This window comes from Streptomyces sp. MI02-7b (assembly GCF_033793585.1).
In the GTDB taxonomy this organism is placed as follows: domain Bacteria; phylum Actinomycetota; class Actinomycetes; order Streptomycetales; family Streptomycetaceae; genus Actinacidiphila.
On sequence record NZ_JARAWX010000016.1, the window covers coordinates 36,526 to 61,299 of the forward strand.

Here is a 24,774-nt window from a genome sequence, read left to right on the forward strand (position 1 = left end):
CTCTTGCGGCGGTCGTGTGCGGCGCGGCATCAGATCCGTGCCGCCTGCGGGGCGGGGGTGCGTGCGGCCCGCGGCCGCGGGCCGCCGGCGGCCTCGATGACCGCGCGGTAGTGCTCCGCGGTGCCGATGGCGGCCCGTTCCCAGGTGAAGCGGGCCAGGACACGTTCCCGGCCGGCGCGGCCGAGGCGGTGGCGCAGCGCGGAGTCCGCCAGCAGCCGGCCGAGCGCGGCGGCCAGCGCGCCGGAGTCGCCCGGCGGGACGGCCAGGCAGGTCTCGCCGTCGGGGCCCGCCACCTCGGGGATGGCACCGCCGGTGGTGGCGACCAGCGGCGTGCCGGTCGCCATGGCCTCGGCTGCGGGCAGCGAGAACCCCTCGTACAGCGAGGGCACACAGGCGACCTGCGCGCTGCGCACCAGGTCGACGAGTTCCGCGTCGCTGATGCCCTTCACGAACCGCACGGCGCCGGACAGGCCGAGGCGTTCGATGGCCGCGGCGACCGGGCCGTCGTCGGCGCGCCTGCCGACCACGACCAGGTGCGCGTCGGGCTGCTCGGCGCGGACCTTCGCGAGCGCCTCCACGAGGTGGATCAGTCCCTTGAGCGGAACGTCCGCGCTGGAGGTGGTGACGATCCTGCCGGACACCTCGGGCACCGACGGGTCGGGAGAGAACAGCCCGGTGTCGGCGCCGATGGGGACCACGTGCACCCGGTCCTCGCGCACCCCGAGGTGGTCGACGATCTCCTGACGGGAGCTGCCGGAGACGGTGAGCACCGAGGGCAGCCGGCGGGAGACCCGCTTCTGCATCCGCGTGAAGCCGTACCAGCGGCGCACCGAGGCGCGGCGCTTCCAGCCCTGCGCGGCGTCGAGTTCCAGCTGCCGGTCGACGGTGATCGGGTGGTGGATGGTCGTCACCAGCGGCGCGCCGAGCGCGCCGGGCCCTCCGAGCAGGCCGTAACCGAGCGTCTGGTTGTCGTGGACGACGTCGAAGGCACCGCGCCGGGCGGCCAGATGACGGCGGGCCCGCAGGCTGAAGGTGAGCGGCTCGGGGAAGCCGCCGGTCCACATGGTGGCGACCTCGAGGGCGTCCACCCAGTCGCGGTACTCACCGCGCCCCGGTGTGCGGAAGGGGTCCGGCTGCCGGTAGAGGTCGAGGCTCGGAAGTTCGGTGAGGGTCACTGCGCCATCGGGGTCGTCCACGATGTCCAGGACGGGGTACGGCTGGGCGCCGATCACCTCGACGCTGTGGCCCAGCCGGGCGAGTTCGCGGGACAGATGGCGGACGTAGACGCCCTGACCCCCGCAGAACGGGTTCCCCTTGTAGGTGAGCAGCGCGATCCGGAGCGGCCTGGCCTCTGCGGTCACTCACGGCCCCCTTCTCGCTGCACGTCGGCCGGAGCGTAGCCGCCCGCGCCTTGCTAGAACAAGTTCCAGATTCGGTTACCCGGGAGTTGCCCGAGAGCTTGAAGATACCTGCCCCGGCGCGGGCGCCCTGGGCCGGGACAGGTGATTCGCGCCACTGTGCGCGAGCCCGCCGGGAAATCCCCCGGCACACCGCTCGCGACCGCCCGGCACCACGGCCGCGGGAGCCCGGGACGGGGCCCTGGCAGGCCGCCTGACGGAGCCCCTGGTGGAGCTGAAGGCGCGGCCGCCGGGGGCCCCGGACAGCCCGCCGCGGGTGGGCGGGGCGCGCTAATCTGGGAGGAATCTCCGCGCCGCACACCGGATTGGGCCAGATGACCGCAGCTCCCCAGCCGTCCCCGGTGCCGCTGACCGAGCGTCAGGAAGCCCGTCGCCGCCGCATCCTGCAGGCCAGCGCGGCGCTCGCGGGCCGGGGCGGCTTCGACGCGGTGCAGATGCGCGAGGTGGCCGAGCGGTCGGACGTCGCGCTGGGAACGCTCTACCGGTACTTCCCGTCCAAGATCCACCTGCTGGTGGCCACGATGCAGGATCAGCTGGAACACCTCCACGAGGCGCTGCGCAAGCGCCCGCCCGCGGCGGCAGGGCCCGCGGAACGGGTGGCCGAGACGCTGATGCGGGCGTTCCGCGCGATGCAGCGGGATCCGTACCTGGCGGACGCGATGGTGCGGGCCCTGAACTTCGCGGACCGCTCGGTCAGTCCCGAGGTGGACGCGGTGTCACGGCTGACGACGGCGATCATCCTCGACGCGATGCGGCTGGACGGGCCGCCGGGCGCCGAGTTGCTGTCCGCCGTCCGGGTCATCGAGCACACCTGGCACTCCGCGCTGGTCACCTGGCTCTCGGGCCGGGCCTCGATCGCCCAGGTCAAGGTCGACCTCGAGACGGTGTGCCGGCTGATCGACCTCACCGCTCCCCCGGAGCCGGGGGCCCGCTGAGCCGGTCGGGCGGGAGCGGCCGCGGTGTGCGGCGGGCGGGCCCAATGGCGGCCCGGCCCCCGTTCGCCGGGGGCGGGGCCGGCCGAGCGGACCCGGGCCCGGGGCCGACCGGGTCCGGGGCGTGCCCCGTTCCGCTGGCGCATCGCCGGAAGGGAGCGCGCCGCCGGACTGATACCCGTTCCAGTCACGGGGCTCATCCCGGCAGGTGCGCCCGCCGCCTTCCCCGCTCTCGCGTCCGCAACGACGCCGGGCCGGGGGCCGGTCGCATACGCGGCGGTATGAGCCGTTCCGGTAAGGGCGTTGTGAGGGTCATGTGAGCATCGCCCCACGGGGTGGCCACAAAGCGGTAGGCGCACCTGGTTAAGGTGTGCTCGAACGACCCGTACGGTGCCGTGTCCCGCGCCCTCCCGCCGCGCGTGACCGCTCGACCGAAAGGCACCCGCCGATGCTTCTGCGCCGCACCGCGGCGGCGGCCCTGGCCGCCTTCAGCGCCCTGGCGATCGCCGCCTCACCGGCCCCCGCGACCCGCCCCGCCGCGCTGTACGGCACGGCGGACCCCACGTACGACGGCGTCTGGCGCCAGTCGTACGCGCTGCTCGCGCTGCACGCCGCGGACACCCCGCCGGCCGAGGGCGCGGTGGCCTGGCTGGCCGGGCAGCAGTGCGCGGACGGCGGCTTCGCCTCGTACCGCGCGGACCCGACCGTGCCCTGCGACGCCGGGGCCGAGGACACCAACGCCACCGGCATAGCCGTGCAGGCCCTGGCCGCCCACGGCGAGGACTTCGCCGCCAAGCGGGGCGCCGACTGGCTCGCCAAGGTGCAGAACCCGGACGGCGGTTGGTCCTACAACCCCGGAGGCACCACCGACGCGGACTCCACCGGCGTCGCCGTCGGCGCGCTCAAGGCCGCCGGGACCGACGTGAAGTCCGTGACCACCGACGGCATGAGCCCGTACGACGCGCTGCGCTCGCTGCAGATACCCTGCGGGCACCAGGACGGCGGCGCCTTCAGCTACCAGCGGCCGGGCGGCGCCGGCGCACCGGCGGCGAACGCCAAGGCCACCGCGGACGCGGTGCGCGCCGCCGAGGGCGCCGGCTTCGTGGTCGAGGCCCCCGCCCAGGACATGCCGCCGCGCCCGGCCTGCGAGGGCAGCGCCGCCGACGCGGGCGCCGCCTGGCTGGTCCGGCAACTGGGCGCGGGAGGCGGCTACTTCAGCTCCGGACCGCAGGCACCCGACTTCGGGACCACCGCCGACGCGGTCGTCGCGCTCGCCGCGGGCGGCCACCTCGACGCCGCCCGGGACACCTACAACTGGCTGGCCGGCCGCGCCGAGGGCTGGTCGCAGGACAACCCCGCCGCGCTGGCCCAGCTGGCCCTGGCCGCGTACGCCACCGACAACCCCACCCGGGATCCCATCACCCGGCTCAGCGCCCTCCTCCCCCCGCCGCGGCAGCGCGCCGAGTCCTCCGGCGGCGACTCGGCGTGGTGGCTGGCTGGCGCGGGCCTGGTCGCCGTCCTCTGCCTGGGTGTGCTGCTCGCGGGACGCAAGACCCGTATCTGACGGTCCGGTTCGGGGCCGCGCTCAGATCCGCTGGATGATCGTGCCGGTCGCCAGCGCACCGCCCGCGCACATGGCGATCAGGGCGAACTCCTTGTCGGTGCGCTCCAGTTCGTGCAACGCCGTGGTGATCAGGCGCGCGCCGGTCGCGCCCACCGGATGTCCCAGCGCGATCGCTCCGCCGTTGACGTTGACCTTCGCCAGGTCCTGGCCGAAGACCCGCGCCCAGGACAGCACCACCGAGGCGAACGCCTCGTTGATCTCGACCAGGTCGATGTCGTCCAGGGTCATGCCCGCCTTGCCGAGCACGGCCCGCGTCGCGTCGACCGGTCCGTCGAGCAGGAAGCGGGGGTCCGCGCCGACCAGTGCCTGGGCCACGATGCGGGCCCGCGGGCGCAGCCTCAGCGCCCGCGCCGTCCGCTTCGACGCCCACATCACCGCCGCCGCGCCGTCGGAGATCTGCGAGGAGTTCCCGGCGGTGTGCACGGCGGCCGGCATGACCGGCCGCAGCCCGGCCAGCGCCTCCATACCGGTGTCGCGCGGGCCCTCGTCCCGGTCGACCAGCCGTCCCATGACCTGCCCGCCGAGTCGCTCCTCCTCGGTGGCGGGCACCTGCACCGCGAAGGTCTCCCGCTTGAAGCGCTCCTCGGCCCATGCGCGCGCCGCCCGCTCCTGGGAGATCAGCCCCAGCCCGTCCACGTGCTCCCGGGTCAGCCCGCGGCGCCGGGCGATGCGCTCGGCGGCCTCGAACTGCCCCGGCAGGTCCACGTTCCACTCGTCCGGCAGGGGCTTGCCCGGTCCGTGCCGGGAATCGCTGCCCAGCGGCACCCGCGACATGGCCTCCACGCCGCAGCCGATACCGATGTCGATCACCCCGGCCGCGATCATGTTGGCGACCATGTGATTGGCCTGCTGCGAGGAACCGCACTGGCAGTCGACGGTCGTCGCCGCGGTCTCGTACGGCAGTCCGCAGGCCAGCCAGGCGGTGCGCACCGGATTCGCCGCCTGCTCCCCGGCCTGCGTGACCGTGCCGCCGACGATCTGCTCCACGGCGTCGGGCTGCACACCGGTGCGGGCCAGCAGTTCGCGGTACGTCTGTCCGAGCAGGTGGGCGGGATGGAGGCCGGCGAGCGCGCCGCCGCGCCGGCCGATGGGGGTGCGTACGGCTTCGACGATGACGGCTTCGGCGGCCATGTACCTCGCCCTTCCACGGCGGCAACCAGTGCGCGTTCCGGTTTCGTCAGGCAGTCTGCTTACCGCCGGTACAGGGGCGCAAGAGCCGTGCACGCGGCGGAGTGCCGGCTCGGGCGATGAGTTCGGGCGGCGGACCGGGTCTGCCCTCACATGACACGTGTCATCGCCGACATCTCGGTCTCCCTCGACGGCTTCGTCACCGGGCCCGGCGCCGGCCCGGACAACGGTCTGGGCACCGGCGGCAGTGCCCTGCACACCTGGGCGTTCTCCGACGACCCCGACGACCGCCGGTTCCTGCGCGAGACGACCGCCCGCTCCGGCGCCGTCGTCCTCGGCCGCCGGCTCTTCGACGTGGTCGACGGGCCGAAAGGCTGGAGCGACGAGATCGGCTACGGCGCAGGCGAGGTCGGCAGGCCCGCGTTCGTCGTCGTGACGAGCTCGCCTCCGGAGTCCATGCGGCTCACCGGCCTCGACTGGACGTTCGTCACCACGGGCCTGCCCGACGCCGTGGCCGTCGCACGTGAGCGGGCCGAGGCGGCCTCGTCGCGGCAGGGCCGGGACCTCGACGTCGTCCTCATGGGCGGTGGCGCCACCGTCGGCTCGGCGCTCGAGGCGGGGCTGGCCGACGCGCTGACGCTGCACCTCGCGCCCGTCGTGCTGGGCGCCGGGACACCGCTGTTCAGCGGAGGAACACCGCGCCCGCTGGTACGGCGGAGCGTGACCGCGACGCCGAACGCCACGCACCTGACCTACGACATCGTCTGACGGCGCGGCCTGACACGGCTGTCCACGAGGTCCTTGCCACGCGGCGGGCCCGCAACTAGCGTCGGCGTCCATAGCTGACGGACCGTCACGTGACGGCGGCCCGTCGACCTCCCCGTCACCCGCCGGAAGGCTGCCGCCGTTGCCCGCCACCACCGGCCACGCCCGTTCCGGCTGCCCCGCCCTGCCGGACGGCTTCGACTTCACCGACCCGGACCTCAACCAGGAGCGCGTCCCGCTCCCCGAGTTCGCCGCCCTCCGGGAGACCGCCCCCGTCGTCTGGGTCCCGCAGCCGCACGGCCTCGCCGGCTTCGGCGACGACGGGTACTGGGCGGTCACCCGGCACGCCGACGTGCGGACGGTGTCCACCGACCCCGAGACCTTCTCCTCACGGGCCAACACCGCGATCATCCGCTTCCACGAGCACATGCGGCGCGACCGCATCGACGCCCAGCGGCTGATCCTGCTGAACATGGACCCGCCCGAACACACCCGCCTGCGCCGGATCGTGCAGCGCGGTTTCACCCCGCGCGCCGTCCGCGCCCTGGAGGACGCCCTGCGCGAGCGCGCCGGCCGCATCGTCGCCGGGGCCGCCGAGCGGGGCGGCGGGGACTTCGTCACCGACATCGCGTGCGAGCTGCCGCTGCAGGCCATCGCCGAACTCATCGGCGTCCCGCAGGAGGACCGGGCCAGGATCTTCGCGTGGTCCAACCGGATGACCGGCTACGACGACCCCGAACTCGCCGTCACGGAGGAGACCGCCGCCCTGGCCTCCGTCGAGCTCATCTCGTACGCCATGGCCATGGCCGCGGAACGCAAGGCGCGCCCCGCCGACGACATCGTCACCACGCTCGTCGCCGCCGAGGACGAGGGCAATCTGACCGGCGACGAGTTCGGCTTCTTCGTGCTCGTCCTGGCGGTCGCGGGCAGCGAGACCACCCGCAACGCCATCACCCACGGCATGCACGCCCTCCTCTCCCACCCGGAGCAGTGGGAGCTCTTCCGCGCCGAGCACCCGCGCACCACGGCGGACGAGATCGTCCGCTGGGCCACCCCGGTCACGTCCTTCCAGCGCACCGCCACCCGCGACACGGAACTCGGCGGCACCGAGATCGCCGCCGGCGAGCGCGTCGGGCTCTTCTACGCCTCCGCCAACCACGACCCGGAGGTCTTCACCGACCCGGGCACGTTCGACATCACCCGCGACCCCAACCCCCACCTCGCCTTCGGCGGCGGCGGCCCCCACTACTGCCTCGGCGCCGGCCTCGCCCGGCTCGAGATCGACCTGATCCTCCACGCCATCGCCGACACCGCCCCCGCCATTCGCCTCGCCGGCGCCCCCCGCCGCCTCCGCTCCCCCTGGCTGAACGGCGTAAAGGAACTCCCCGTGACCTATTCCTGACGGCGCGCGTGCGATTGCTGGGCAGGGGGTATGGCAGGGTAGGGTGTACTTTCGCGTGTCCAGCGGGCGTGTAGCTCAGCGGTAGAGCGCTGCCCTTACAAGGCAGATGTCGGCGGTTCGAAACCGTCCACGCCCACCCAAGTGAACAGGCCTTTTGAGGCCAACAGCCCAGGTCGCCAGGCATGTCGGCGCCCTGGGCTGCTGCACTTGCTGCATGCCGCGGAGACCCTTGGAATCCCTCGAAGACCCTTGGAGCACAGGGTCTCGTCGCCCGAATATCGCCCAGATGATCAAGCTCCGCCGGCAACAATCACGGGAGCCCGGGCGAGCAGTTAGTGCTGCAGCCGGTGGTTTCACGAGGTGCGGGCGGGAGCGAGCATGATCCGGTCGGACAGGCGGCGGATCTCGTTCACGATCGGGGGCCGGGTGTCGTCGACGGCCTCGCGGCGGCATCATCGGCAGCGGCGTTGGTGAGAGCATTGCCGACGGCATCAAGGATCTTCTCTGAAAGGAATGGTCGAGTCGATGTCGACGACACCACCACCCGACGACCCCGTTGGCGTCCAGTTGATCGCCATTCTCAACGACCCGCAGGCCCCTGAGGGGGACCAGCTCGACGCGGCAATGGACCTGGAGTTCCACTCCGGTCCCCGGTTCGAACAGTCGATCTTCGAGATCCTGCGACGCGAGGACTTCAGCAGTGTCCTGGCCCAGATGTGCGCGGAGTCCCTCGCGGGAATCTGGGCCCGGGAGGACCGGATCGACGAGGAGTTCTTCCCCGAACTCCGTGGACCGGCCATTCGAGAGGTGCTCGGCATCCTCGGAGCCCGCGCACCGCACCTGATCCCGGAGGGATTGCGACAGAACTGACACGCAGGCCGAGCCGCCGCCCAGTCACAGGTCACGCAGTCGCTCGCGTTGCTTCGGGACGAAGAGGCCCCCGTCCCCGTTGCGTGCCCGATCAGGCGGTGGGTCACGGTCAATCAGAGTCACCTCTGAGTCCCACGCCAGGGCCAGAGGTACCGCCCCTAGCTGGTCCGAGACACTGTGGCGTTCATAGACCCGGTGATTCCCAAGCTCAAAGCTCCCCTGGCCCTCCAGCTCCTATCTATTCACTCGCGATCGGCGGCAGTGCCGGGCAGGATGCCGTGATGGTCACTCCGTTCGTCAACATCCAGGGGAAGGCCGAGGACGGTCCGCACCCCTGTCCCTGTTGTGGTTTCCTGACGCTCGGCGAGCGCAGCAACTTCGAGATCTGTCCTGTGTGCTTCTGGGAGGACGACGGGCAGGATGAGCACGATGCGGATCGAGTCCGAGGCGGCCCCAACGGCCGGCTGAGCCTCTCGGAAGCACGGTGGAACTTCCACGCGGTGGGAGCTTGCGACGAGCGATGTACCCAGTTCGTACGCGCCCCACTGCCGAACGAACACCCCACAGTCTGACATCACCAACTGACATCAACGTCGCCAGACGACAACGGACCACAGCGACTGAAGCTGGACCATGTACCGCCCAGTGAGCACGAATCCGAGCCAGCCGCACGAATGAGGGATCGAACTTACAAGGCAGCTGTCACACGCGCTGTCTAGACATGCCCTGGACTGGTTGGAACAGGCGCAACCGGACGGACCGCGGTGAAGCCGTTGATCTCGTAGCGGGTGGTGGAGAGCAACAACAGCCACTCGTCGCAGCCCTGCCACGGGTAGGCGTCGCCGGCGCCTCCGCGCACCACCCGTGGACCGTCGCCGGTGCGCGGACGGGCGTCCACCGGCGCGCCCGTGAAATGCGGGATCCACACGTCAGCGCAGATTTCGTTTGCCGACCCCATCGCCGCCAGCCCGAAGGCGTTCTCAGCCGCGGCGGTCCGCTCCTCGTCGGCGAAGTCGTCGAGCAACTGCTCCTCGTCCGGCTTCCCATCCCCGCGGAAGGTCAGGGTGGTCGTGCCTGCCCGGGCCGCGTACTCCCACTCCGCCTCGCTCGGCAGCCGGAACGGCAACGTGGCGAGCAGTTCGTCCAGGTCGTCCTCGACCCGGGCCGTGCCCGACGCCGAATCGGCGAAGCTGTCCTCGTACTCGGGCAGCCAGTGCCGTACCTGCGCGACCGTAAGCGGATGCCGGGCAATCAGGAACGGCTCGACCCGCACTTCCCGCACCGGCCGGGCCTCTGCGGCACCGGCGAAGAACGGTTCGAGGTCGTCCTCGGCGCCGCCGGCACCCTCGATGGCGCGGACCGCGTCCAGTTCCGCGTCGGACAAGCCCATCCGGAACGTCCCACCGGGAACGACGCGGAAGACCACTCCGGACGGCGTATGCCGCCAAGCCGGTCGGCCGGCCACGATCTCTTGAGCCCACATGGTGCCGGACGCTAGCAGTCAGGTATCCCGGATGAACGAGGGGCTCTGCATTCCATCGCGCAGCGGTAGAGCTCCAGGTCACGAGGTGCGTGCCACATCCGTGCCACATCGGACGGCCAGCCACGGTCAATGACGGCTTGCCACAGTCGAGATACCGCGCTGAGCTGGGGACTCCCCAAAGTCGCTCCGACCGATCACCCTGACCACCAGGCTTACAAGGCAGATGTCGGCGGTTCGAAACCGTCCAGGCCCACCAGCGAGAAGACCCCCAGCCGGGCAGGGCTGGGGGTCTTTGACATCCCGATCTGACATCAACGGCCACGCTCACTCACGGCCGGGACGCCTCCGGAGCAGCCGGTCCATGTGGCCCAGGGCCACGCCGGGTGTCCCGCACGACGTGTGCGCAGACGTTCATCGTGACCGCGATCTGGCGGTGCCCCAGGATCTCCGTCACCACGCGGGACGCGACGCCCGCCGCGGTCAGCAGCGCGGCGCAGCCGTCCGGGCGTCATGCAGCCGGATCACGCGACGACCGGCGCTGCCGGCGACGCGCGTGAACGAGCGGCACAGGTTCCGCGGCTCGATGATCCCGGAGGAGGAAGCGCGGCTCTTCCATCCGGCATTCCGACGTCATGGCGATGTTCCTGGCCTGCTGCGCGGTCCACTGGGCGGTGATGTCGGCGAGGTGGACGCGCCGGGTGCGGCGGTGGCCCCAGCTGCTGTTTTCGCGGGCCACGGGCAGGATGGGCCGTTTGACGGCCGGTGCGGTGGATGGGCGGCCGGGGCCGCGATGCTGGGCGAAGGTCCGTTTGCGTTGGGCCACTTGCCCATGTCAGCGCAGCAGTGCGGTCGCGGTGACGGCGAAGGCCTCCCGCCATCGCCCGCGAGGGACCAATCGCGACAGCACGACCCGCCGGATCCGCTCGCCACGGTGACGGAGGTGGGGTTGCCGTTCACGGTCGCGGTGAACGTACCGGCAGCGTATGTGTGGCTGGTCTGCCCGCTCCCGGTGGCGTCCAGGGCGACGGTGACCGTCGGGCTGCCGTCCCCGAAGTCCACCACCGCCGTCCCGCTCGGAGTGCCCCCGGAAATGCTGAAGGTCACCGGTTGCCCGCACGTCGGCGACGTGGGTGAGGTCGTCACCGTCAAGGGCGAAATCTCCGTCACGTTGGCCGAATTGGCGTTGGTGACGTAGACGTTGCTGTTCTGCGCCGCCGCCACCGAGAACGGGAACGCGCCGGCGGGGACGGTGGCCAGGACCGTGTTATTGGTACTGTCGATCACCGTCACGTTGTTCGAATTCGAGTTGCCGACGTAGACGTTGCCGGTCGGCGCCACCGCTATCCCGAACGGGCCCCCGCCGGTGGGGACGGTGGCGAGGACGGTGTTGGTGGCACTGTCGATCACCGTCACGTTGTTCGAAACGGTGTTGGTGACGTAGACGTTGCCGTTCTGGGCCACCGCGAACACCCCCGGGACCGAGCCGGCGGGGACGGTGGCCACGACCGTGTTCGTGGAACTGTCGATCACCGTCACGCTGTTCGAGGTCTGGTTGGCGATGTAGACGTTGCCGTTCTGGGCCACCGCCGCCGCGCCCGGGAACCCGCCGGAGGGGAGGGTGGTCACGACGGTGTTATTGGCGCTGTTGATCACCGTCACGGTGTTCGCGTTGCGGTTGGCGACGTAGACGTTGCCGTTCGCCGCCACTGCCACCGCGTCCGGGACCGCGCCGACGGGGACGGTGGCCAGGACGGTGTTCGTGGTGCTGTCGATCACCGTCACGCTGTTCGACGTCGAGTTGGCGACGTAGACCCTGCCGTTGGGCGCCACCGCCAACGCGAACGGGCCCCCGCCGGTGGGGACAGTGGCCAGGACCGTGTTATTGGCGCTGTTGATCACCGTCACGTTGTTCGAGCTCTGGTTGGTGACGTAGACGTTGCCGTTCTGCGCCACCGCAATCATGGCCGGGTCCGAGCCGACGGGGACGGTGGCCAGGACGGTGTTCGTGGTGCTGTCGATCACCGTCACGTTGCCCGAATTGGCATTGCCGACGTAGACGTTGCCGTTCTGCGCCACCGCCGCCGCCAGCGGGGTCGTGCCCGCCGGGATCGTCACCGTGGAGAACGCCGCGCTCAACGCCTCAGTTTCTCCACCGGGTTTCAAGCGTTTGTGGAGCAGGTCTTTGCGTATTGCTGCGGAGGCGTGGGGAGCAGCGGTGGGCAGGAGGGCGAGGGAAAGCACAGCCAGGATGACGCTCAACCGGGTGAGCCATTGGTGCCGTGCGCTGCGGCGTAGGCCTGCGCAGAGGCCGCCGGATATGAGCTCAGGGGGGATGAGGGGCATCGTTCCTCCAGGCCGGTCGGCTCTTGGGAGCCGTCATGATGAATTGCGACGGCTGAGCAGTAAGAAGAGCCCAGCCGTCCGTCAATGCACATCCTTTGGGCCGCCACAGTGCTCTGCCAGCCGGAATGCTCTGAACGTGACCGCTTCCCGGGACTTCTCCCCCGGAAGCCTGCCGGCGCGAGCTACAGGGGGGAGCCCGCATCTTCCGAACGCCGGCTCGGTCGTGGCTGACATCACTGGATGACATCAGCGCCCGGGGACGACGACGGCACGAGGCAGCCGAAGACCGACCAGAGCGCGCCCGTGTGGGCGCCCTCTTGGAGCCCGCCCAGAACCCGCCCGAACTGACAAGGCCACGGATCGGCAACGAAGCGGAACGTGAGCCTGCCTCGGGGCATGACGCTGTCCGCTCGTGCCGAGGGGAGCGGTCGGGTGCGGCGCCGGCGGGATTCGAACCCGCGGGCTGGGTAGGGCAAGGGCCGCCCGGACCCGCACTGGAGTCGTCGCAGGAGGGACCTCCCCTACGACGATCGCAATCGACCGCTCTGCCACGGCGCCGCAACCTACGGGACCGCGCGATCCCGCTTCGGCGAGCGTGGAGGCAGTCTCGTGCAAAGGGCGACCACATTGTTCGCGGATGCCGGCCCAGCTCGCAGGACACGACCGTGCGAGTCTCGATGCGGGTCGCGCAGGACGTGTTCCTTGCCACAGCCGTACCACAGCAGGCGGTCAGCCACGAACAGCGAGGTGTCGCCTTGGTCGCGATGACCGGCTGAGCTGGGGACTCTCCAAAGCCCCCTCTGACCTGCGCAACCTCGACAGCCCTGACCACCAGGCTCACGAGGCAGGTGTTCAGTGCGCACACGATTCCATGGAAGTCAGAGCTCGGGCTTGGGCGGCCGCTGCATCAGTACGGCGGCTGCCTCATCGAGGCTGACCTTCGCGTTGAGCAGGTCGGAGACGATTTCCGAGATCGGCATCTCGACACCGTGGGTATGAGCCAGGGCGAGGACCGCTTCAGCGGACTTGACGCCCTCAGTGGTCTGTCGAGTGGCGGCCGCTGCCTGTTCCACGCTGAGGCCCCGCCCGAGGTGGGTGCCGAACGTGCGGTTGCGCGAGAGCGGGGAAGAGCAGGTGGCCACCAGGTCGCCCATCCCCGCCATACCGGCCAGGGTGGCCGGGTGGGCGCCCATAGCCGTGGCCAGCCGGGTGCTCTCGGCAAGCCCGCGGGTGATGAGCATGGCTGCGGCGTTGTCGCCCAGGCCCATGCCCGAGGCGATGCCGGCCGCGAGACCGATGACGTTCTTCACCGCGCCGCCCAGCTCGCAACCCACCACGTCGGTGCTGGTGTAGGGCCGGAAGGAGGGACCATGGCACGCCTGCTGGAAGCGGCGTGCGACGTCCTCGTCGGGGCACGCGATAGTCGCGGCAGCGGGATGTCCGGCCATGATCTCGGGAGCGAGGTTCGGACCCGAAAGCACCACGACACGGTCCGCGCTCACGCCGGTCACCTCGGCGATGACCTGACTCGCCCGCAGGCCGCTGCTCCGTTCAATGCCCTTCATCAACGACACGATCACGGTGTCGGACCCGATGTGCGATGTCCAAGAGGCGAGACTGGCCCGCAGCGACTGCGCGGGGATGGAGAGCACGAGGAAGTCGGCACCGCTCAGCGCGGTGGCCGGATCGGTCGTCGCGGTCACGCAGGCGGGCAGCTCGAAGTCCGGAAAGTACCCAGGGTTGCGGTGAACCGTATTGATCGCGTCGGCGATCTCGCCGCGGCGGGCGTGCATGATGACGTCGGTGCCGGCATCAGCCATGATCTTGGCGACAGCGGTGCCCCAGGAACCAGCCGAGAGCACTGCCGATCGGACAGGACGGTGCTGGGGCAAAGCGGGTCCTCTCGCTGTGCGTCGGCATACGGCCGGCCCGACGGCCGGACCCGGGCAGCCTATCGACCGACCCAGGCACGGCAGCGGCGTAGCGTCGCCCCGCCGCTGTCGCCCGCAAAGGACTCGACGGCTCGGCGCCTGCTCCCGTTGCGGCTGGCATCAGCGCAAGAGGACGACCCCCGGAGCCAGGCTCACCGGAGACTGACCAACGGCCGCCCGTGCAGGCCTCTTCCGGCAGGACGCAGAGAGCTTGGCCCGAACCCGCAAGGCAGATGCCGACGGTTCGGGACCGTCCTTTTGAGGCCAACAGCCCAGGCCGCCCGGCATGACCGGCCGCCGGCTCCCGCTCGAGCGGGCCGGCAACCCTGGCGGCACATTCGGGTGACGGCACCCTTGCGGGGGGATGCGGTGAGTCGGCAAGGGCCGTGGAGACGATGCCGGTGCCCATGACGAACGCGAGCGCAACCGCGTTGACGTCGGCCACCGCGGCGGAGAGCGCCGCGCGGCGTCCGGAAGGCGCCTGCTCATCGTTCCTGCGACGGATGATCTTGACCATCGGGCATCCTCCGGTCGCTGAAGCGGTAGCAGCATTGTGCCGATCTGCGCATTTCATCACCTTTCGGGCATGGCCGCGGCGGCCCGCGCCAGAGCCTCCATGACGCTGTCCGTGACGGCCCGTGGAGTCAGGCCCGCGTCCACGAGGATCGGCACGGGTGGCCTGCCGGGGAATCAGTCAACCCGCGTGCGCCGGTGCCGCCGGCGCGGGCCAGGACCTGTCCGGTCGATCGCGGTTCGACTGCCCGGGGACCTGAGCCCTCCGGTACAGCGGTTGCCCGTGACCAGGCGTTGGCAGGTCTTACGATCAGCCCGTGACTGATACTCCGACGCATTGGACCGTGCGCCATTTCTCGCAGGCCAACCCCGCCGGCCCCGGCTGCGACAGCGTTCCGGCTCTCCTGCGGCGGCTGGCCGACTCCATCGAGGAGTTGGGCCCGGTTGAGATCCAGCACGTGGTCATCGAGGACGAGATGACCGAGCACGGACCCTGGCGCTCGGGCACCGTCTACTTCCACCTGCCGGAAGACGAATGAGGACTGAACCGCGGCCACATACCGGCCGGGCAGCTTCTGGCTAGCCGAGGACGAGCAGGGCGAGCGAGAGCACAAGCGTCGTTGCCGAGCCGACCACGAAGAAGAGCGCCACTTTGCCGCTCCCCACGTTGTCGGGAGTCAGCACGTTGACCGGTTCCCGCGGGTCGTAGACCACCTCGACCACGCCCCCCACGCGGGCGGGCGGGAAGTTGAACGGCCCGATCGTGGTGCGTATGTCCTCACCGCTGTCCGACGTGAACCGGATCATGAGCGTGACGCTTCCATTCGGCCCTCCTCCGATGTTCACGCACGTCGCTCGGGTCCGGACCCCGCGCTTGCGCAACGCGGCACCTCCCTGGCGGACGCGCCACGAGAGCCAGAGGACGGGAATCGACACCACGGCCACCGGAATCGCCGGACCGAACACTTCATCCCCCCAGATGTCAGCCACCGGACCGCCCAGCGGCGGACCTTCGCAACCGGCGGCAACCACGCGTCACTCCAGGGCTGTCAGTCCCCGCGCGTCACGGACGTGATCCACACGCCCGACACGGGCAGGCAGTCCGAGTCGTCGCCGCGTCTCGCGTGGGGCCTGGCGGTTCGGCCTCGGGTGACGCTTGACTGCTCAGTGGGCAGGTTTACGGACCGCCCGAGCCGCCGCAGGCTTACGGGCGGCTTCCGTCCGAACGCCGCTCCCCCGTCGCCCGCCCCGGCACGTGCCTCTTGACGGCGCGAAACCGCGCGTGAGGTGATCACCCCACACGTCAGCCTCATCGGGATGGGCCATGATCCGCTCGTACGCCGCGGCACAGCAAGGTTCGCCGTCAGCAGGCCACTTGCTCTTCATCGCAGTGGGTTTCCTGCTGGCCGGGGGCTACCTCGTCCACTGGGTCGGTCAGTGGAAGGGCGAATCCCCCGGCCTTGATCGGTCCGTTGGGCAGGCAGCCGTCACGGCCTTCGGGCGCAAGGCGTACCTCGTGTGCGGATGGACGTGCCTGGCCTTCGGCACGTTGTGCCTCGTCTCGGCGGTCGGCATCGCGGTGACCGGTTGATCCGGCGGTCGGAAGCAGCGCCGTGGGCCGTCCCCGCGCCGATGACAGGCGATCGCGGCGTCGACGCGGGCGTGAAGCCGTGCGCGGCGCCGCCTGCCTGGCGCAGGTCCGCCGCAATGCTCCTTCGAGGGCTCCCACGACACGATGACGCGTCGACCGGTCCCGCTCTTCCCACGTCGTCCAGGGTCAGCCTGGGGGCGACCAGCGTCACCGAGCCGGCGTGCGCGTGGTGGCGCGCTGTTCTAGTGTCGGACCGAGGGGTGGTCTGCCGAGCCGACGGGTACGGGGCCCGGTTCACGGTAGTGCTGCGGTCGTGCCCGCCTCGGCGCCTTGAATCCCCGACCAGCCCCGGAGAGCAGGTGCCTCCCATGCGCACGTCGATCCGAATCGCCGAAGTCCTCACCGGTCTGGCCGTCGCCCTCGGCGGTGCGGCTTTCGCCGCGCCCGCCGCCCACGCGGACATCCCGGCCTGCACGAACATGGTCCAGCAGACGGGCGTCGAGGTCTCCGGCGCCGTCACGTCGGCATGCACCCTCGGGGTGCACGGCGATCTGCAGGGCTGCGTGAGCGGCCTGACCGCGCTCGGTGTACCGGGCGGCGCCGCCACCGGTGCCTGCCGGGCAGCGGCCAACCCTCCGCGGTAGCATTCGGGCGCCATGGGGGGGGTGGATGGCTTCTCTGACGTTGACGTGGACGCCGCACCATCACGGCTGGGCCTTCGTCAACATCGCTGACGGTCACGGTGAGGCCGAGGTCTTCGCCTCCTACGTCACGGATGCGCCGGGGCAGTTGTTGTCCGCGATCACGCGGCTTCTGCGTGGCGACGAAGACGCGGGAGCCGAGTTCGAGGGGGAACCTCAGGTCTACCGGTGGTTCTTCCACCGAGACGGGTCCGACGTCGGTATCCGGCTGGTCGAGGTGAAGGACCGTCGCACGCCCGACGGTTCAGGGACCGTCCTGTGGTCGGGACGCCACGCCGTCAGCGCACTCGCACGGGTGGCTGTGCGCGCATTCGACCAGGTCGTTCATGAGCTGGGTGAGGAGGGCTACGCATCCCGATGGGGCCGACCCTTCCCCCGATCCGAGCTCGAGGCGCTACGGGCCGGGATGCGCGCCCACTGATGTCCGGGCACGGCGGTGCGGCCGGCTCTCGCGGTGCCGGCCGCCACGCTTCGGGCAGGCGTGGAACCCCTGCGACGCCGGGGTGGACGACGCGGCCGACCACGGCTTCCTCTTCCTCTGCTCGGCTGGAGCCGGCCGGCTCCGCGTGCCCGCGTCCTCGCGGTGACGCTCCTCGCCGTCTTCAGGGGCGGCGCCACCACCACGCCCCCGTGCCCCAGCGGCGTGCGTCCCCGGGGGCCGGGCTTCCCGCCGGCCCCGGGATTCCGGGCGACGGGCTCCGCACGCCGCGCCGCCGCGCCGCCCCGCCACCGCGTGACATGGGCCACATCCGCCGGAATCTTCGCCTCGGGATGTAAGAAGCCCGCCTCCGCGCGCATTGCTCGGTGAGAGAGAGCCGAGATGGAGGGACGGAGCGTGACACATGCCCAACGCTTCCGGGACGTCTACGAGGAGTGCTATCCGCGGGTCCTTGCCTATGCCACCAGCCTGGTGGGGCGACAGGTAGGCGAGGACATCGCCAGCGAGACGTTCACCGTCGCCTGGCGGCGGGTGCGGGACATCCCCCAGCCGGCACTGCCGTGGCTCCTGGGCGTGGCCCGCAACCTGGTGCGCGAGCTGCGCCGCCGGGACGCCCACCAGTACCTCCTCGCCGCCGAGGAAGCGCGGCGCATCAGCAGCGGCACCGGGACCGACGCCGGTGACGTCGCGGCGGAGGTCACCGATCGGCACGACGCGCTGCAGGCCCTGGCGAGCCTGCCGGAGGCCGACCGGGAATTGCTGACGCTCATCGCCTGGCACGGTCTGAGCGCCAAGGAGGCCGCCCAGGTCCTGCACTGCACCACCGCGACGCTGACCGTCCGGCTGTACCGGGCCCGCCGTCGACTGGAGAAGGCCCTGGAGGCGGCACCCGCGCCGCAGGCCGCCTCCGCACCTGCCGTAGAGGCCCCGTACCCCACCCACCGCGAAGGAGCACCCGCGTGAAGAACACCCACAGGCCGTCCGGGCGGCCCGACGTCATGAAGGTGCTCGCCGACGCGCGGCCGGGCGAACTGGACCCGTCCCGGCTGGTGGACCCCGTACGGCAGCGGGAGGACCTCGCACGGATCGTCGCCGGGGAGACGGACGGCCGCGCGGCACGCTTCCTCGCACCGCGCCGCAGAAGTGGGTTCCGGCCGCTGGGAGCCGTGGCGCTCGCCGCCGTGGCGGCGTCCGTGGTGGTCGTGAGCACGCTCGACTCGCAGGGGCCGGCCGATCGGACGGCCGCGCAGCCACCGTCCTCCGCCGCCGCCCCCTCGGACGGGGCGGGACCGGGCGCCGGGGAGGACCTCCGCGTCGACGGCCACTTCGAACTGCTCAGCGCGGCCAGGAAGGCGGAGTCCTCGGCCTCCGAGGGAACGTACTGGCAGACCACCACGCGCTCGGAGCACCTGGAGGTCACCGAGGCGAAGGGGCAGGTCTTCGCCGTGCGCAGCACGTCGACCGACGAGTGGTCGGTGGGCGTGCGCCCCGGCACCGCCAGCCTCATGGTGTCCGGCCTGGAATCCGCGACCGGGCCGCGGACCGCGGCGGACACGGCGCGCTGGCACGCCGCGGGCTCTCCCCGCACGGTCGAGGTCGGGATCGGGAAGGCAGCCGGGACCGGCAAGATCATGTTCACGATGGGAACCGGGCGCGGGCCGATGGTCATGCGGACGAACGTCGACGACAAGATCTACGCCGTCGGCCCGAACAACGTCACCTACAAGGACCTGCGCGCACTGCCCTCCACCAGCGGCGCGTTGAGCCGCTACCTGGAGCGGCTGCATGCCCAGGACAACGGTGCCGACACCGGCGCCGGGAACCGCAGTGCCTGGATGCTGCGCCAGGCGGCCAACCTGGTCACGATGCCCGTGAAGCCCGGCGTCCGGGCGGCCGCGTACCGCGTGATGGCGGATCTGCCCGGCGTCCGGGTGACCGGGCGCGTGACCGATCCCCTGGGGCGTGCGGGCGTCGGCGTCGACTTCCCCGTGAGCTACCGGACGCCGCTGGGGACCACGCGGGAGCGGCTGGTCGTGGACCCGTCCACCGGCGCGATGCTCAGCGACGAGGTCGTGCTGCTCGAACCCTCCGCCCAGGCGAGGACGGCGGGCCTCGGCGCGGGCACGACGGTCAACTACTCGGCGACGACCCGGATGAGCTGGGGCGAGCGCCAGATCACGGTGCCGAAGAACGCCCGTAGCTGAACCACGAGGCCGGGGCCGCGCCGCGCGCAGGACACCCGTCCCGAGGCGACTCGCCCCGGCCCGCACCCACCGGCGACCCGGAGACCTGCCGCCGACCGCCGCCGACAGGCCGCGGCAGGTCTCCGGGCGACGCCCACGGCCCCCGGCCCGCGGCCCGCCGAAGTCTCCCGCGCCCCCGGCCACCCGGGGCGCCCCGTTCCCGCATCCCACCCGGCCCCCGGCCCCGCCACGCCCCAGCCCGCGCCGCTCCGACGTCCAGGCAACCCGAACAGGAGTCCGCCTGGTTGAACGGGTGTGGAACCACCCCCGCGGCCCCGGACCGCGCCCATGACGTGGGCGGCGACGCCAGGAGTGCCGCATCCCCCTTGGACGCGGGCCGGCCCGCCGGACACGCGAGCCCCGCCGCAGGGCTGCAGCCGCAATGTCCCCCACCTCTTGAGAAAGCCCGCGCCCATGCGCCTCCACAGGCCCTACATATCCATGTCCGCCGCGGTCGTCGTCTCCTCGCTGGGGATCGCCACGTACCTCCAGTCACCCGAGGGCAATGCCCACTCCGCCCCTGAGACCGCCTCGGTCGTCCAGGACGCCGCCGCCCCCGCGACCGGTCAGCCGGCCGCCGTCCCCGCGGCACCGCGGACGACGGCCCCGCCGGAGCCGGAGTTCCCCGCCCGGCTGCCGGGGCTCGGGCCCGAGACCCTGTCGCGGATCCCGGCCCGCACCCGGCAGGTCGTCCTGGTCACGGGCACCGGCAAGAAGTCGGCGGCCTCAAGGGTCGTGCTCTGGCAGCGCGTCGACGGTGGCTGGCGTCCGGGGGCGGTGTGGGCCGCGCACAACGGCTACCGGGGCTGGACCGACGAGCACTACGCGGGCGACCTGCACAGCCCCATAGGGGTGTTCGGTCTCACCGACGCCGGCGGACGGCTGGCCGACCCCGGCACCAAGCTGCCTTACCACCGCTCCGGCGCCTTCTCCATCAGCGGTACCGGTTTCGAGGGCGAACCGCTCGCCGGGTCCTTCGACTACGTCATCGCCATCAACTACAACCGGCAGCCCGGCACTTCACCGATGGACGGCGCCCAGCCGATGGGCGCGAACCGCGGCGGCGGTATATGGATCCACGTCGACCACGGCGGCCCCACGCACGCCTGCGTGAGCCTCTCCAAGACGCACATGCGCCAGCTGCTGCGGGTCCTCGACCCCGCCGACCACCCCGTCGTCGTCATGGGCGACGCGGCCTCTCTCGCCCGATGACAGTCCCGCGGTCCACAGGAGTAAGCGTGTCGTCCCTTTCCCACCGCACCGTGATCGCCCTTGCCGTCGCCGGGGCCTCGGTACTCACCGCCTGCGCGGGCCCGCACCCCGCCGCCACGCCCGCCGCGCAGGCGTCGGCGCCGTCCCGGGCCGCCTCGGGCGAGCCACGGTCCGCGGCAGCCCTCCGGCTCACCACGGGGGCCGCCGACGGCGAGCGGCACGCCTCCGTCGCCGCCGCCGGCGACGTCGAGGTCTCCGGCGGGAAGATCTCGTCCGTCACCCTCACCACCACGACCGGACAACAGGTACGCGGGACCGAGGCCGGCGATCACCGCCGCTGGTCCCCGGACGCCGCCCTGGCGTACGGGACCGCGTACCGCCTCGTCGTCCGGGCCGCCGACGAGGCGGGCCGGGAGCAGACCCGCCGCCTGTCCTTCACCACCCTCGCGAAGGACGAGCGCCTGGTCGGCACGTTCACCCCCGAGGACGGCTCGACCGTCGGGGTCGGCATGCCCGTGTCGCTGACCTTCAACAAGCCGGTCACCGACAAGAAGGCCGTCGAGGGCGGCATACGCGTCACCAGCGGAAGCGGCCAGCAGGTCGTCGGCCACTGGTTCGGCGACCAGCGCCTGGACCTGCGTCCGCAGACGTACTGGAAGGCGAACACCCGGGTCACCCTGAGTCTGCGCCTGGACGGCGTGAAGGCCGCGGCGAACGCCTACGGAACCCAGGACAGGACGGTCCGCTTCACCGTCGGCCGCCGTCAGGTCTCCACCGTCGACGCCGCCACGCACACGATGCGCGTCGTCCGCGACGGCCGCACCGTCCGCACGATCCCGATCACCTCCGGCGCACCGGGCCGCACCACGTACAACGGGCAGATGGTGATCTCCCAGAAGCTCGTCTCCACCCGCATGGACGGCGCCAGCGTGGGATACGCCGGGGAGTACGACATCCCCGACGTCCCGCACGCGATGCGCCTGTCGACCTCCGGCACCTTCATCCACGGCAACTACTGGGCGCCGGACTCCACCTTCGGCCACGCCAATGTCAGCCACGGCTGCGTGGGGCTGAACGACGTCCGCGGCGGCGGCGACTCCGGACAGGACGCGGCGTGGTTCTACAACCACTCCCTCCTCGGCGACGTGGTCGTGGTCGAGCACTCCCACGACCACACGATCGCCCCCGACAACGGCCTCAACGGCTGGAACATGTCCTGGGACCAGTGGAAGGCCGGCTCGGCCCTCGCCTGAGGCTTCTCCCGCGATGCGTCCGGCCCGCCCGCGCGCACGGCCGCGGCCCGGGACCCCGACGGCGGGATGCCGGGCCGCTGTGCCGCGCCGCGGCTCACCGACGGCATCCGATGCCCGCCGGGCCCGGGTCGCCTGACCGGGAAGGACGCCTGTGCGAGGCTGGAGTCATGGCCCGCGCCGACTGCGTCGACGACCCGAACGCCCCGAGGGCGAACAGCATCGTCCCTCGGTCACGGCCGTCGCCCTCAACGGGGCCGGCGAGATCCTGCTCATCCACAGGACCGACAACGACCTGTGGGCGCTCCCCGGTGGCGGCGTCGACATCGGGGAGTCCGCGCCGGCCGCGGCCGTGCGGGAGACGGAGGAAGAGACCGGGTTCGACGTCGAGGTGACCGGCCTGATCGGCATCTACACCGACCCGGCCCACGTCATGGCTTACGACGACGGCGAGGTGCGCCAGCAGTTCTCCCTCTGCTTCCGGGCCCGCATCACCGGCGGCGAGCTCCGCACCAGCAGCGAGAGCAAGGACGCGGCCTTCGTACCCCCGAGCACGTTGGACAAGCTCCGCATCCACCCCTCCATGGGGATGCGGATCGACCACGGATTGAGCGGTCGTACCGAGCCCTCCATCGGCTGATCGGCGCGGAGTGCCCCTCGCATGGGCACCGCACGGCAACTCGTGGCCCACGGGAGTCCTTGGGACAGGCGGCGGAGTTCAGTGGATCACCACGGCCTTTGACACCTACTGCCTGACCTTCGCGCGCGGGCTGGAGATCGGCGAACTGGTCCGCCGGATGGGTCGGCCGACGAGGCGATGGACTGGTCGTCCGGACAACGGCCTGTCGATATTGCGTTGTCGGCCTCAGCCGGGCCGCGAGAGCATCCCGGCATGGACGACGAGCCCTCCGCACCTGCCGAAAGCCTCCGTTTCGACCGGGTCGAACTGCGCCGATGGCACATGAACGATCTCGACGCCCTGGACCGGGCGACCACCGAATCCCTGGACACGCTCCTGCCGTGGATGGTCTGGGCGGCCGGCCACGACCGGCAGGCGACCGCCGACTTCCTGGCGCGTACCCACGAGGACTGGGAGACCGGGGAGGCCTTCGGCTATGCGATCACGTCGGGTGGTGCCGTGATCGGCAGTTGCGGCCTGCACCGCCGCATCGGGGCGGGCGGCCTCGAGATCGGCTACTGGATCCACCCCCGGTGGACGGGTCAGGGACTCGTCACGATGGCCGCGGCGGCTCTTGCGGGGCAGGGCTTCCGACTCCCCGGCGTCGACCGCGTCGAGATCCATCACGACGCCGCCAACACGGCCAGTGGCGCCGTACCCTTCCGCCTGGGCTTCACCGAGGTCGAACGCTTCCACGTGCCGGGCGGCCCTGCCGCCCCCGGTGAAGTGGGGATCGACGTCGTCTGGCGGATGACGGTGGACCAGTGGCACGCCGCACAGCCGGTTTCCCGCCCAACCCGCGCCGCAGGTCAGGCATGAGCGCATGATCCCCATGGAGCGGGCCATCGCGCTGGTCGAGCAGGTGCTGGCGCGCGAGGAGGCGGAGTCGCCGCACACCGCCGCCCCTCCCATGGTCGTCCGGAAGACCCGGCGGCACGCCCTTGGCTGGCTCGTCTTCGCACAGTCCGCGGCGTGGGTCAGGACCCGGGACAGCAGGGCCGTGTTCCTCGGGGTCGGCCCCTACCTGGTGGACGCCGTTGACGGCAGCGTCCACACGATCGGCTACGTCGCGTACCGCATGGGCGAGTGGGAGGACGACTACCGTCACCGTGTGAAGGGCCGCCCACGGCCGGCCGCGCCGGACGACCTGGGTGTCGTGGCCGCCCGTGTCCTGGCGGCCGAGGGCCGCGTCGCGGCCATGCGGTTGCTGCGCAAGCGCGCAACTCACCTGACGCTGGGGCAGGTTCGCGAGTACGTCGCCGCCCTCAATCGCGGCGAGGAGCCGTCGGAAGACCTCGCGGAGCGTGCTGCCGGGCCCCGTGGAGCCGTTCCTCTCCTACCGGTCACCACGGTCATGGGCCCAGCGGACCCGCCGGTTCGACCGCAGCGCCGCGGGGCCCCGGCCATGTCCTCTTCTTCGGCACGCGGTGAGAGAGGGACAACGTGATCGGCGATGGCCCCGCGACTTGCGCGGCGCGGCCTCAGTTCACCGTGGTGTTGAGGATGACCGCGATCGCGAGCCAGACCAGGTAGGCGGCCAGGACGACGCCGGTCATGGCGAGCGCCTTGAGCGGCGCCGGGAACTGCTTCCTGGCGATGGAGGTGTTCGCGGCGATGCCCAGCAGGCCGATGCCCGCGCCCAGCGCGCCGCCGACGAACAGGCCGAACGGCAGTACCGACAGCACCCACTGCCACCAGGTGAGCCCGCGGAACCTCGACCAGTGATCGGTCTTGCCGAGATCCGGTCTGGCACCCTTGACCCGCTGCATGTGAAGACCCCTCCCCCACTCTCTGGGGGCGGCAGTGTGCCACGGTCATATGTCGCGCCGAAGACCGTGACGCGAGCGGTGTCTTGACGCCGGGCGGCGCGCGGGGGAACCGTGGGGCGCCACACCGGTCGCGGACGCGGTCCGCGGCCGTCTGGCGGACCTGGCGCGTGTCGAGCCCATGATCGACGAGTCGGGGGCACCGGCGCAGACCGTCGCGGACTGGCTGGAGGCGCGGGACAGGATCGCCGAGACCGCTCCGCACCTTCCCGAGCGGGCCGCGTCGCCGCTCCTGCTCGCCCCGCACGAGATGGACGACGTGTTCGCCGGCTCGACCGTGGACGATCCCGGGCGCGTGCTCGTCCGCGAGCTCGCGGGAGACGACCGCGACCGGGGCGGACGCGGCTGGTGGTGGAACCGGCGGCCGGATCCTCTGCCGTGGCATGACGCCTGACACCCCGGGCAGCAGTGGGCCAGCGGTTCA

General features: G+C 71.7%; 25 protein-coding genes, 2 tRNA genes and 2 pseudogenes. 19 read left to right on the top strand and 10 right to left on the bottom strand.

The features are described from left to right. Nucleotides 1-29 precede the first annotated feature (29 nt). Complete coding sequence (locus tag PV364_RS25045; RefSeq protein WP_319662534.1) at nucleotides 30-1,361, bottom strand: glycosyltransferase family 4 protein; 1,332 nt, start codon at nucleotides 1,359-1,361, stop codon at nucleotides 30-32. 371 nt (nucleotides 1,362-1,732) lie between these two features. Here PV364_RS25045 and PV364_RS25050 point away from each other — a divergent pair, with 371 nt between their 5' ends. Together PV364_RS25050 and PV364_RS25055 are read left to right on the top strand one after the other, a co-directional pair. After that, nucleotides 1,733-2,353, top strand: coding sequence for a TetR family transcriptional regulator (locus PV364_RS25050; RefSeq protein ID WP_319662535.1), 621 nt, complete (start codon nucleotides 1,733-1,735; stop codon nucleotides 2,351-2,353). A 445-nt stretch (nucleotides 2,354-2,798) separates the two neighbouring features. After that, nucleotides 2,799-3,914: a prenyltransferase/squalene oxidase repeat-containing protein gene (locus PV364_RS25055; protein WP_319662537.1), complete on the top strand. Its 1,116-nt coding sequence runs from the start codon at nucleotides 2,799-2,801 to the stop codon at nucleotides 3,912-3,914. Nucleotides 3,915-3,935: 21 nt separating this feature from the next. Here the strand turns inward: PV364_RS25055 and PV364_RS25060 are convergent, their stop codons facing one another. Continuing rightward, on the bottom strand, nucleotides 3,936-5,105 hold the full coding sequence (locus PV364_RS25060) for a steroid 3-ketoacyl-CoA thiolase (RefSeq protein ID WP_319662538.1): 1,170 nt from the start codon (nucleotides 5,103-5,105) through the stop codon (nucleotides 3,936-3,938). A 150-nt stretch (nucleotides 5,106-5,255) separates the two neighbouring features. On the opposite strand from PV364_RS25060, the gene PV364_RS25065 reads away from it, so the two are divergent. From PV364_RS25065 to PV364_RS25080, 4 genes are all read left to right on the top strand, one after another. Continuing rightward, on the top strand, nucleotides 5,256-5,870 hold the full coding sequence (locus PV364_RS25065) for a dihydrofolate reductase family protein (protein ID WP_319662540.1): 615 nt from the start codon (nucleotides 5,256-5,258) through the stop codon (nucleotides 5,868-5,870). Nucleotides 5,871-6,009: 139 nt separating this feature from the next. Further along, nucleotides 6,010-7,269: a cytochrome P450 gene (locus PV364_RS25070; RefSeq protein ID WP_319662541.1), complete on the top strand. Its 1,260-nt coding sequence runs from the start codon at nucleotides 6,010-6,012 to the stop codon at nucleotides 7,267-7,269. A gap of 64 nt (nucleotides 7,270-7,333) precedes the next feature. Beyond that, a tRNA-Val gene (locus tag PV364_RS25075) sits at nucleotides 7,334-7,405 on the top strand. A 389-nt stretch (nucleotides 7,406-7,794) separates the two neighbouring features. Continuing rightward, a complete protein-coding gene (locus tag PV364_RS25080; RefSeq protein ID WP_319662542.1) occupies nucleotides 7,795-8,139 on the top strand; it encodes a hypothetical protein in 345 nt (114 codons plus the stop codon). Nucleotides 8,140-8,381: 242 nt separating this feature from the next. Here the strand turns inward: PV364_RS25080 and PV364_RS25085 are convergent, their stop codons facing one another. Beyond that, nucleotides 8,382-8,567, bottom strand: coding sequence for a hypothetical protein (locus PV364_RS25085; protein ID WP_319662706.1), 186 nt, complete (start codon nucleotides 8,565-8,567; stop codon nucleotides 8,382-8,384). Here PV364_RS25085 and PV364_RS25090 point away from each other — a divergent pair. Beyond that, entirely contained in the window at nucleotides 8,532-8,711 is a 180-nt protein-coding gene (locus PV364_RS25090) for a CPCC family cysteine-rich protein (protein ID WP_319662701.1), read from the top strand. The two genes, PV364_RS25085 and PV364_RS25090, sit on opposite strands and share 36 nt — an antisense overlap. Nucleotides 8,712-8,854: 143 nt before the next feature. Here the strand turns inward: PV364_RS25090 and PV364_RS25095 are convergent, their stop codons facing one another. The 5 genes and pseudogenes from PV364_RS25095 to PV364_RS25115 form a co-directional block, all read right to left on the bottom strand. Next, complete coding sequence (locus PV364_RS25095; RefSeq protein ID WP_319662543.1) at nucleotides 8,855-9,565, bottom strand: formylglycine-generating enzyme family protein; 711 nt, start codon at nucleotides 9,563-9,565, stop codon at nucleotides 8,855-8,857. A gap of 381 nt (nucleotides 9,566-9,946) precedes the next feature. Next, nucleotides 9,947-10,207 (bottom strand): annotated as a pseudogene (locus PV364_RS25100) (tyrosine-type recombinase/integrase); the annotation flags it as partial. A gap of 45 nt (nucleotides 10,208-10,252) precedes the next feature. Beyond that, complete coding sequence (locus PV364_RS25105) at nucleotides 10,253-11,758, bottom strand: cell surface protein (protein WP_319662544.1); 1,506 nt, start codon at nucleotides 11,756-11,758, stop codon at nucleotides 10,253-10,255. A 642-nt stretch (nucleotides 11,759-12,400) separates the two neighbouring features. Then, nucleotides 12,401-12,523 (bottom strand) — tRNA-Lys (locus PV364_RS25110). A 320-nt stretch (nucleotides 12,524-12,843) separates the two neighbouring features. Next, entirely contained in the window at nucleotides 12,844-13,857 is a 1,014-nt protein-coding gene (locus PV364_RS25115; protein WP_319662545.1) for an NAD(P)H-dependent glycerol-3-phosphate dehydrogenase, read from the bottom strand. Between the two features lie 869 nt (nucleotides 13,858-14,726). On the opposite strand from PV364_RS25115, the gene PV364_RS25120 reads away from it, so the two are divergent. After that, nucleotides 14,727-14,948 carry a hypothetical protein gene (locus PV364_RS25120; RefSeq protein WP_319662546.1) on the top strand — a complete coding sequence of 74 codons (222 nt, stop codon included), beginning with the start codon at nucleotides 14,727-14,729 and terminating at the stop codon, nucleotides 14,946-14,948. 40 nt (nucleotides 14,949-14,988) lie between these two features. On the opposite strand, the gene PV364_RS41315 is transcribed toward PV364_RS25120, so the two are convergent. Then, nucleotides 14,989-15,441: a DUF3592 domain-containing protein gene (locus tag PV364_RS41315; protein WP_401980065.1), complete on the bottom strand. Its 453-nt coding sequence runs from the start codon at nucleotides 15,439-15,441 to the stop codon at nucleotides 14,989-14,991. 343 nt (nucleotides 15,442-15,784) lie between these two features. Between PV364_RS41315 and PV364_RS25130 the strand changes: the two genes are divergently transcribed. The 10 genes and pseudogenes from PV364_RS25130 to PV364_RS25175 all read left to right on the top strand — a co-directional run bounded on the left by PV364_RS25130 (nucleotide 15,785) and on the right by PV364_RS25175 (nucleotide 23,971). Further along, complete coding sequence (locus PV364_RS25130; protein ID WP_319662548.1) at nucleotides 15,785-16,000, top strand: hypothetical protein; 216 nt, start codon at nucleotides 15,785-15,787, stop codon at nucleotides 15,998-16,000. 368 nt (nucleotides 16,001-16,368) lie between these two features. Further along, a complete protein-coding gene (locus tag PV364_RS25135; protein ID WP_319662549.1) occupies nucleotides 16,369-16,644 on the top strand; it encodes a hypothetical protein in 276 nt (91 codons plus the stop codon). Between the two features lie 40 nt (nucleotides 16,645-16,684). Continuing rightward, nucleotides 16,685-17,122, top strand: a complete 438-nt coding sequence (locus tag PV364_RS25140) for a hypothetical protein (protein WP_319662550.1) — start codon at nucleotides 16,685-16,687, stop codon at nucleotides 17,120-17,122. A 414-nt stretch (nucleotides 17,123-17,536) separates the two neighbouring features. Beyond that, nucleotides 17,537-18,103 (top strand): sigma-70 family RNA polymerase sigma factor, encoded by a 567-nt coding sequence (locus PV364_RS25145; RefSeq protein WP_319662551.1) that lies wholly within the window; start codon nucleotides 17,537-17,539, stop codon nucleotides 18,101-18,103. Further along, nucleotides 18,100-19,344, top strand: a complete 1,245-nt coding sequence (locus PV364_RS25150; RefSeq protein WP_319662552.1) for a CU044_5270 family protein — start codon at nucleotides 18,100-18,102, stop codon at nucleotides 19,342-19,344. Before PV364_RS25145 ends, PV364_RS25150 begins: the two co-directional genes overlap by 4 nt. A 453-nt stretch (nucleotides 19,345-19,797) precedes the next feature. Then, nucleotides 19,798-20,595: a L,D-transpeptidase family protein gene (locus PV364_RS25155; protein ID WP_319662553.1), complete on the top strand. Its 798-nt coding sequence runs from the start codon at nucleotides 19,798-19,800 to the stop codon at nucleotides 20,593-20,595. Then, entirely contained in the window at nucleotides 20,592-21,848 is a 1,257-nt protein-coding gene (locus PV364_RS25160) for an Ig-like domain-containing protein (protein WP_415924603.1), read from the top strand. Before PV364_RS25155 ends, PV364_RS25160 begins: the two co-directional genes overlap by 4 nt. 167 nt (nucleotides 21,849-22,015) lie before the next feature. Next, nucleotides 22,016-22,485: pseudogene (locus tag PV364_RS25165) on the top strand (NUDIX hydrolase). 252 nt (nucleotides 22,486-22,737) lie between these two features. Beyond that, nucleotides 22,738-23,343, top strand: coding sequence for a GNAT family N-acetyltransferase (locus tag PV364_RS25170; protein WP_319662556.1), 606 nt, complete (start codon nucleotides 22,738-22,740; stop codon nucleotides 23,341-23,343). 4 nt (nucleotides 23,344-23,347) lie between these two features. Continuing rightward, complete coding sequence (locus PV364_RS25175; RefSeq protein ID WP_319662557.1) at nucleotides 23,348-23,971, top strand: YrhB domain-containing protein; 624 nt, start codon at nucleotides 23,348-23,350, stop codon at nucleotides 23,969-23,971. A gap of 34 nt (nucleotides 23,972-24,005) precedes the next feature. Here PV364_RS25175 and PV364_RS25180 read toward each other — a convergent pair whose 3' ends face one another. Continuing rightward, nucleotides 24,006-24,293, bottom strand: coding sequence for a hypothetical protein (locus PV364_RS25180; RefSeq protein ID WP_319662558.1), 288 nt, complete (start codon nucleotides 24,291-24,293; stop codon nucleotides 24,006-24,008). A gap of 178 nt (nucleotides 24,294-24,471) precedes the next feature. Here PV364_RS25180 and PV364_RS25185 point away from each other — a divergent pair, with 178 nt between their 5' ends. Next, nucleotides 24,472-24,744, top strand: a complete 273-nt coding sequence (locus PV364_RS25185) for a hypothetical protein (RefSeq protein WP_319662559.1) — start codon at nucleotides 24,472-24,474, stop codon at nucleotides 24,742-24,744. Nucleotides 24,745-24,774: the final 30 nt, after the last annotated feature.

What these genes read in the sequence shown, in the direction of transcription:
- PV364_RS25135 (WP_319662549.1), top strand. Translation starts at nt 16,369, where the DNA reads ATGCGCACGTCGATCCGAATCGCCGAAGTCCTCACCGGTCTGGCCGTC.
- PV364_RS25080 (WP_319662542.1), top strand. Translation starts at nt 7,795, where the DNA reads ATGTCGACGACACCACCACCCGACGACCCCGTTGGCGTCCAGTTGATC.
- PV364_RS25065 (WP_319662540.1), top strand. Translation starts at nt 5,256, where the DNA reads ATGACACGTGTCATCGCCGACATCTCGGTCTCCCTCGACGGCTTCGTC.
- PV364_RS25160 (WP_415924603.1), top strand. Translation starts at nt 20,592, where the DNA reads ATGACAGTCCCGCGGTCCACAGGAGTAAGCGTGTCGTCCCTTTCCCAC.
- PV364_RS25170 (WP_319662556.1), top strand. Translation starts at nt 22,738, where the DNA reads ATGGACGACGAGCCCTCCGCACCTGCCGAAAGCCTCCGTTTCGACCGG.
- PV364_RS25155 (WP_319662553.1), top strand. Translation starts at nt 19,798, where the DNA reads ATGCGCCTCCACAGGCCCTACATATCCATGTCCGCCGCGGTCGTCGTC.
- PV364_RS25060 (WP_319662538.1), bottom strand. Translation starts at nt 5,105, where the DNA reads ATGGCCGCCGAAGCCGTCATCGTCGAAGCCGTACGCACCCCCATCGGC.
- PV364_RS25180 (WP_319662558.1), bottom strand. Translation starts at nt 24,293, where the DNA reads ATGCAGCGGGTCAAGGGTGCCAGACCGGATCTCGGCAAGACCGATCAC.
- PV364_RS25050 (WP_319662535.1), top strand. Translation starts at nt 1,733, where the DNA reads ATGACCGCAGCTCCCCAGCCGTCCCCGGTGCCGCTGACCGAGCGTCAG.
- PV364_RS25175 (WP_319662557.1), top strand. Translation starts at nt 23,348, where the DNA reads ATGATCCCCATGGAGCGGGCCATCGCGCTGGTCGAGCAGGTGCTGGCG.
- PV364_RS25185 (WP_319662559.1), top strand. Translation starts at nt 24,472, where the DNA reads ATGATCGACGAGTCGGGGGCACCGGCGCAGACCGTCGCGGACTGGCTG.
- PV364_RS25055 (WP_319662537.1), top strand. Translation starts at nt 2,799, where the DNA reads ATGCTTCTGCGCCGCACCGCGGCGGCGGCCCTGGCCGCCTTCAGCGCC.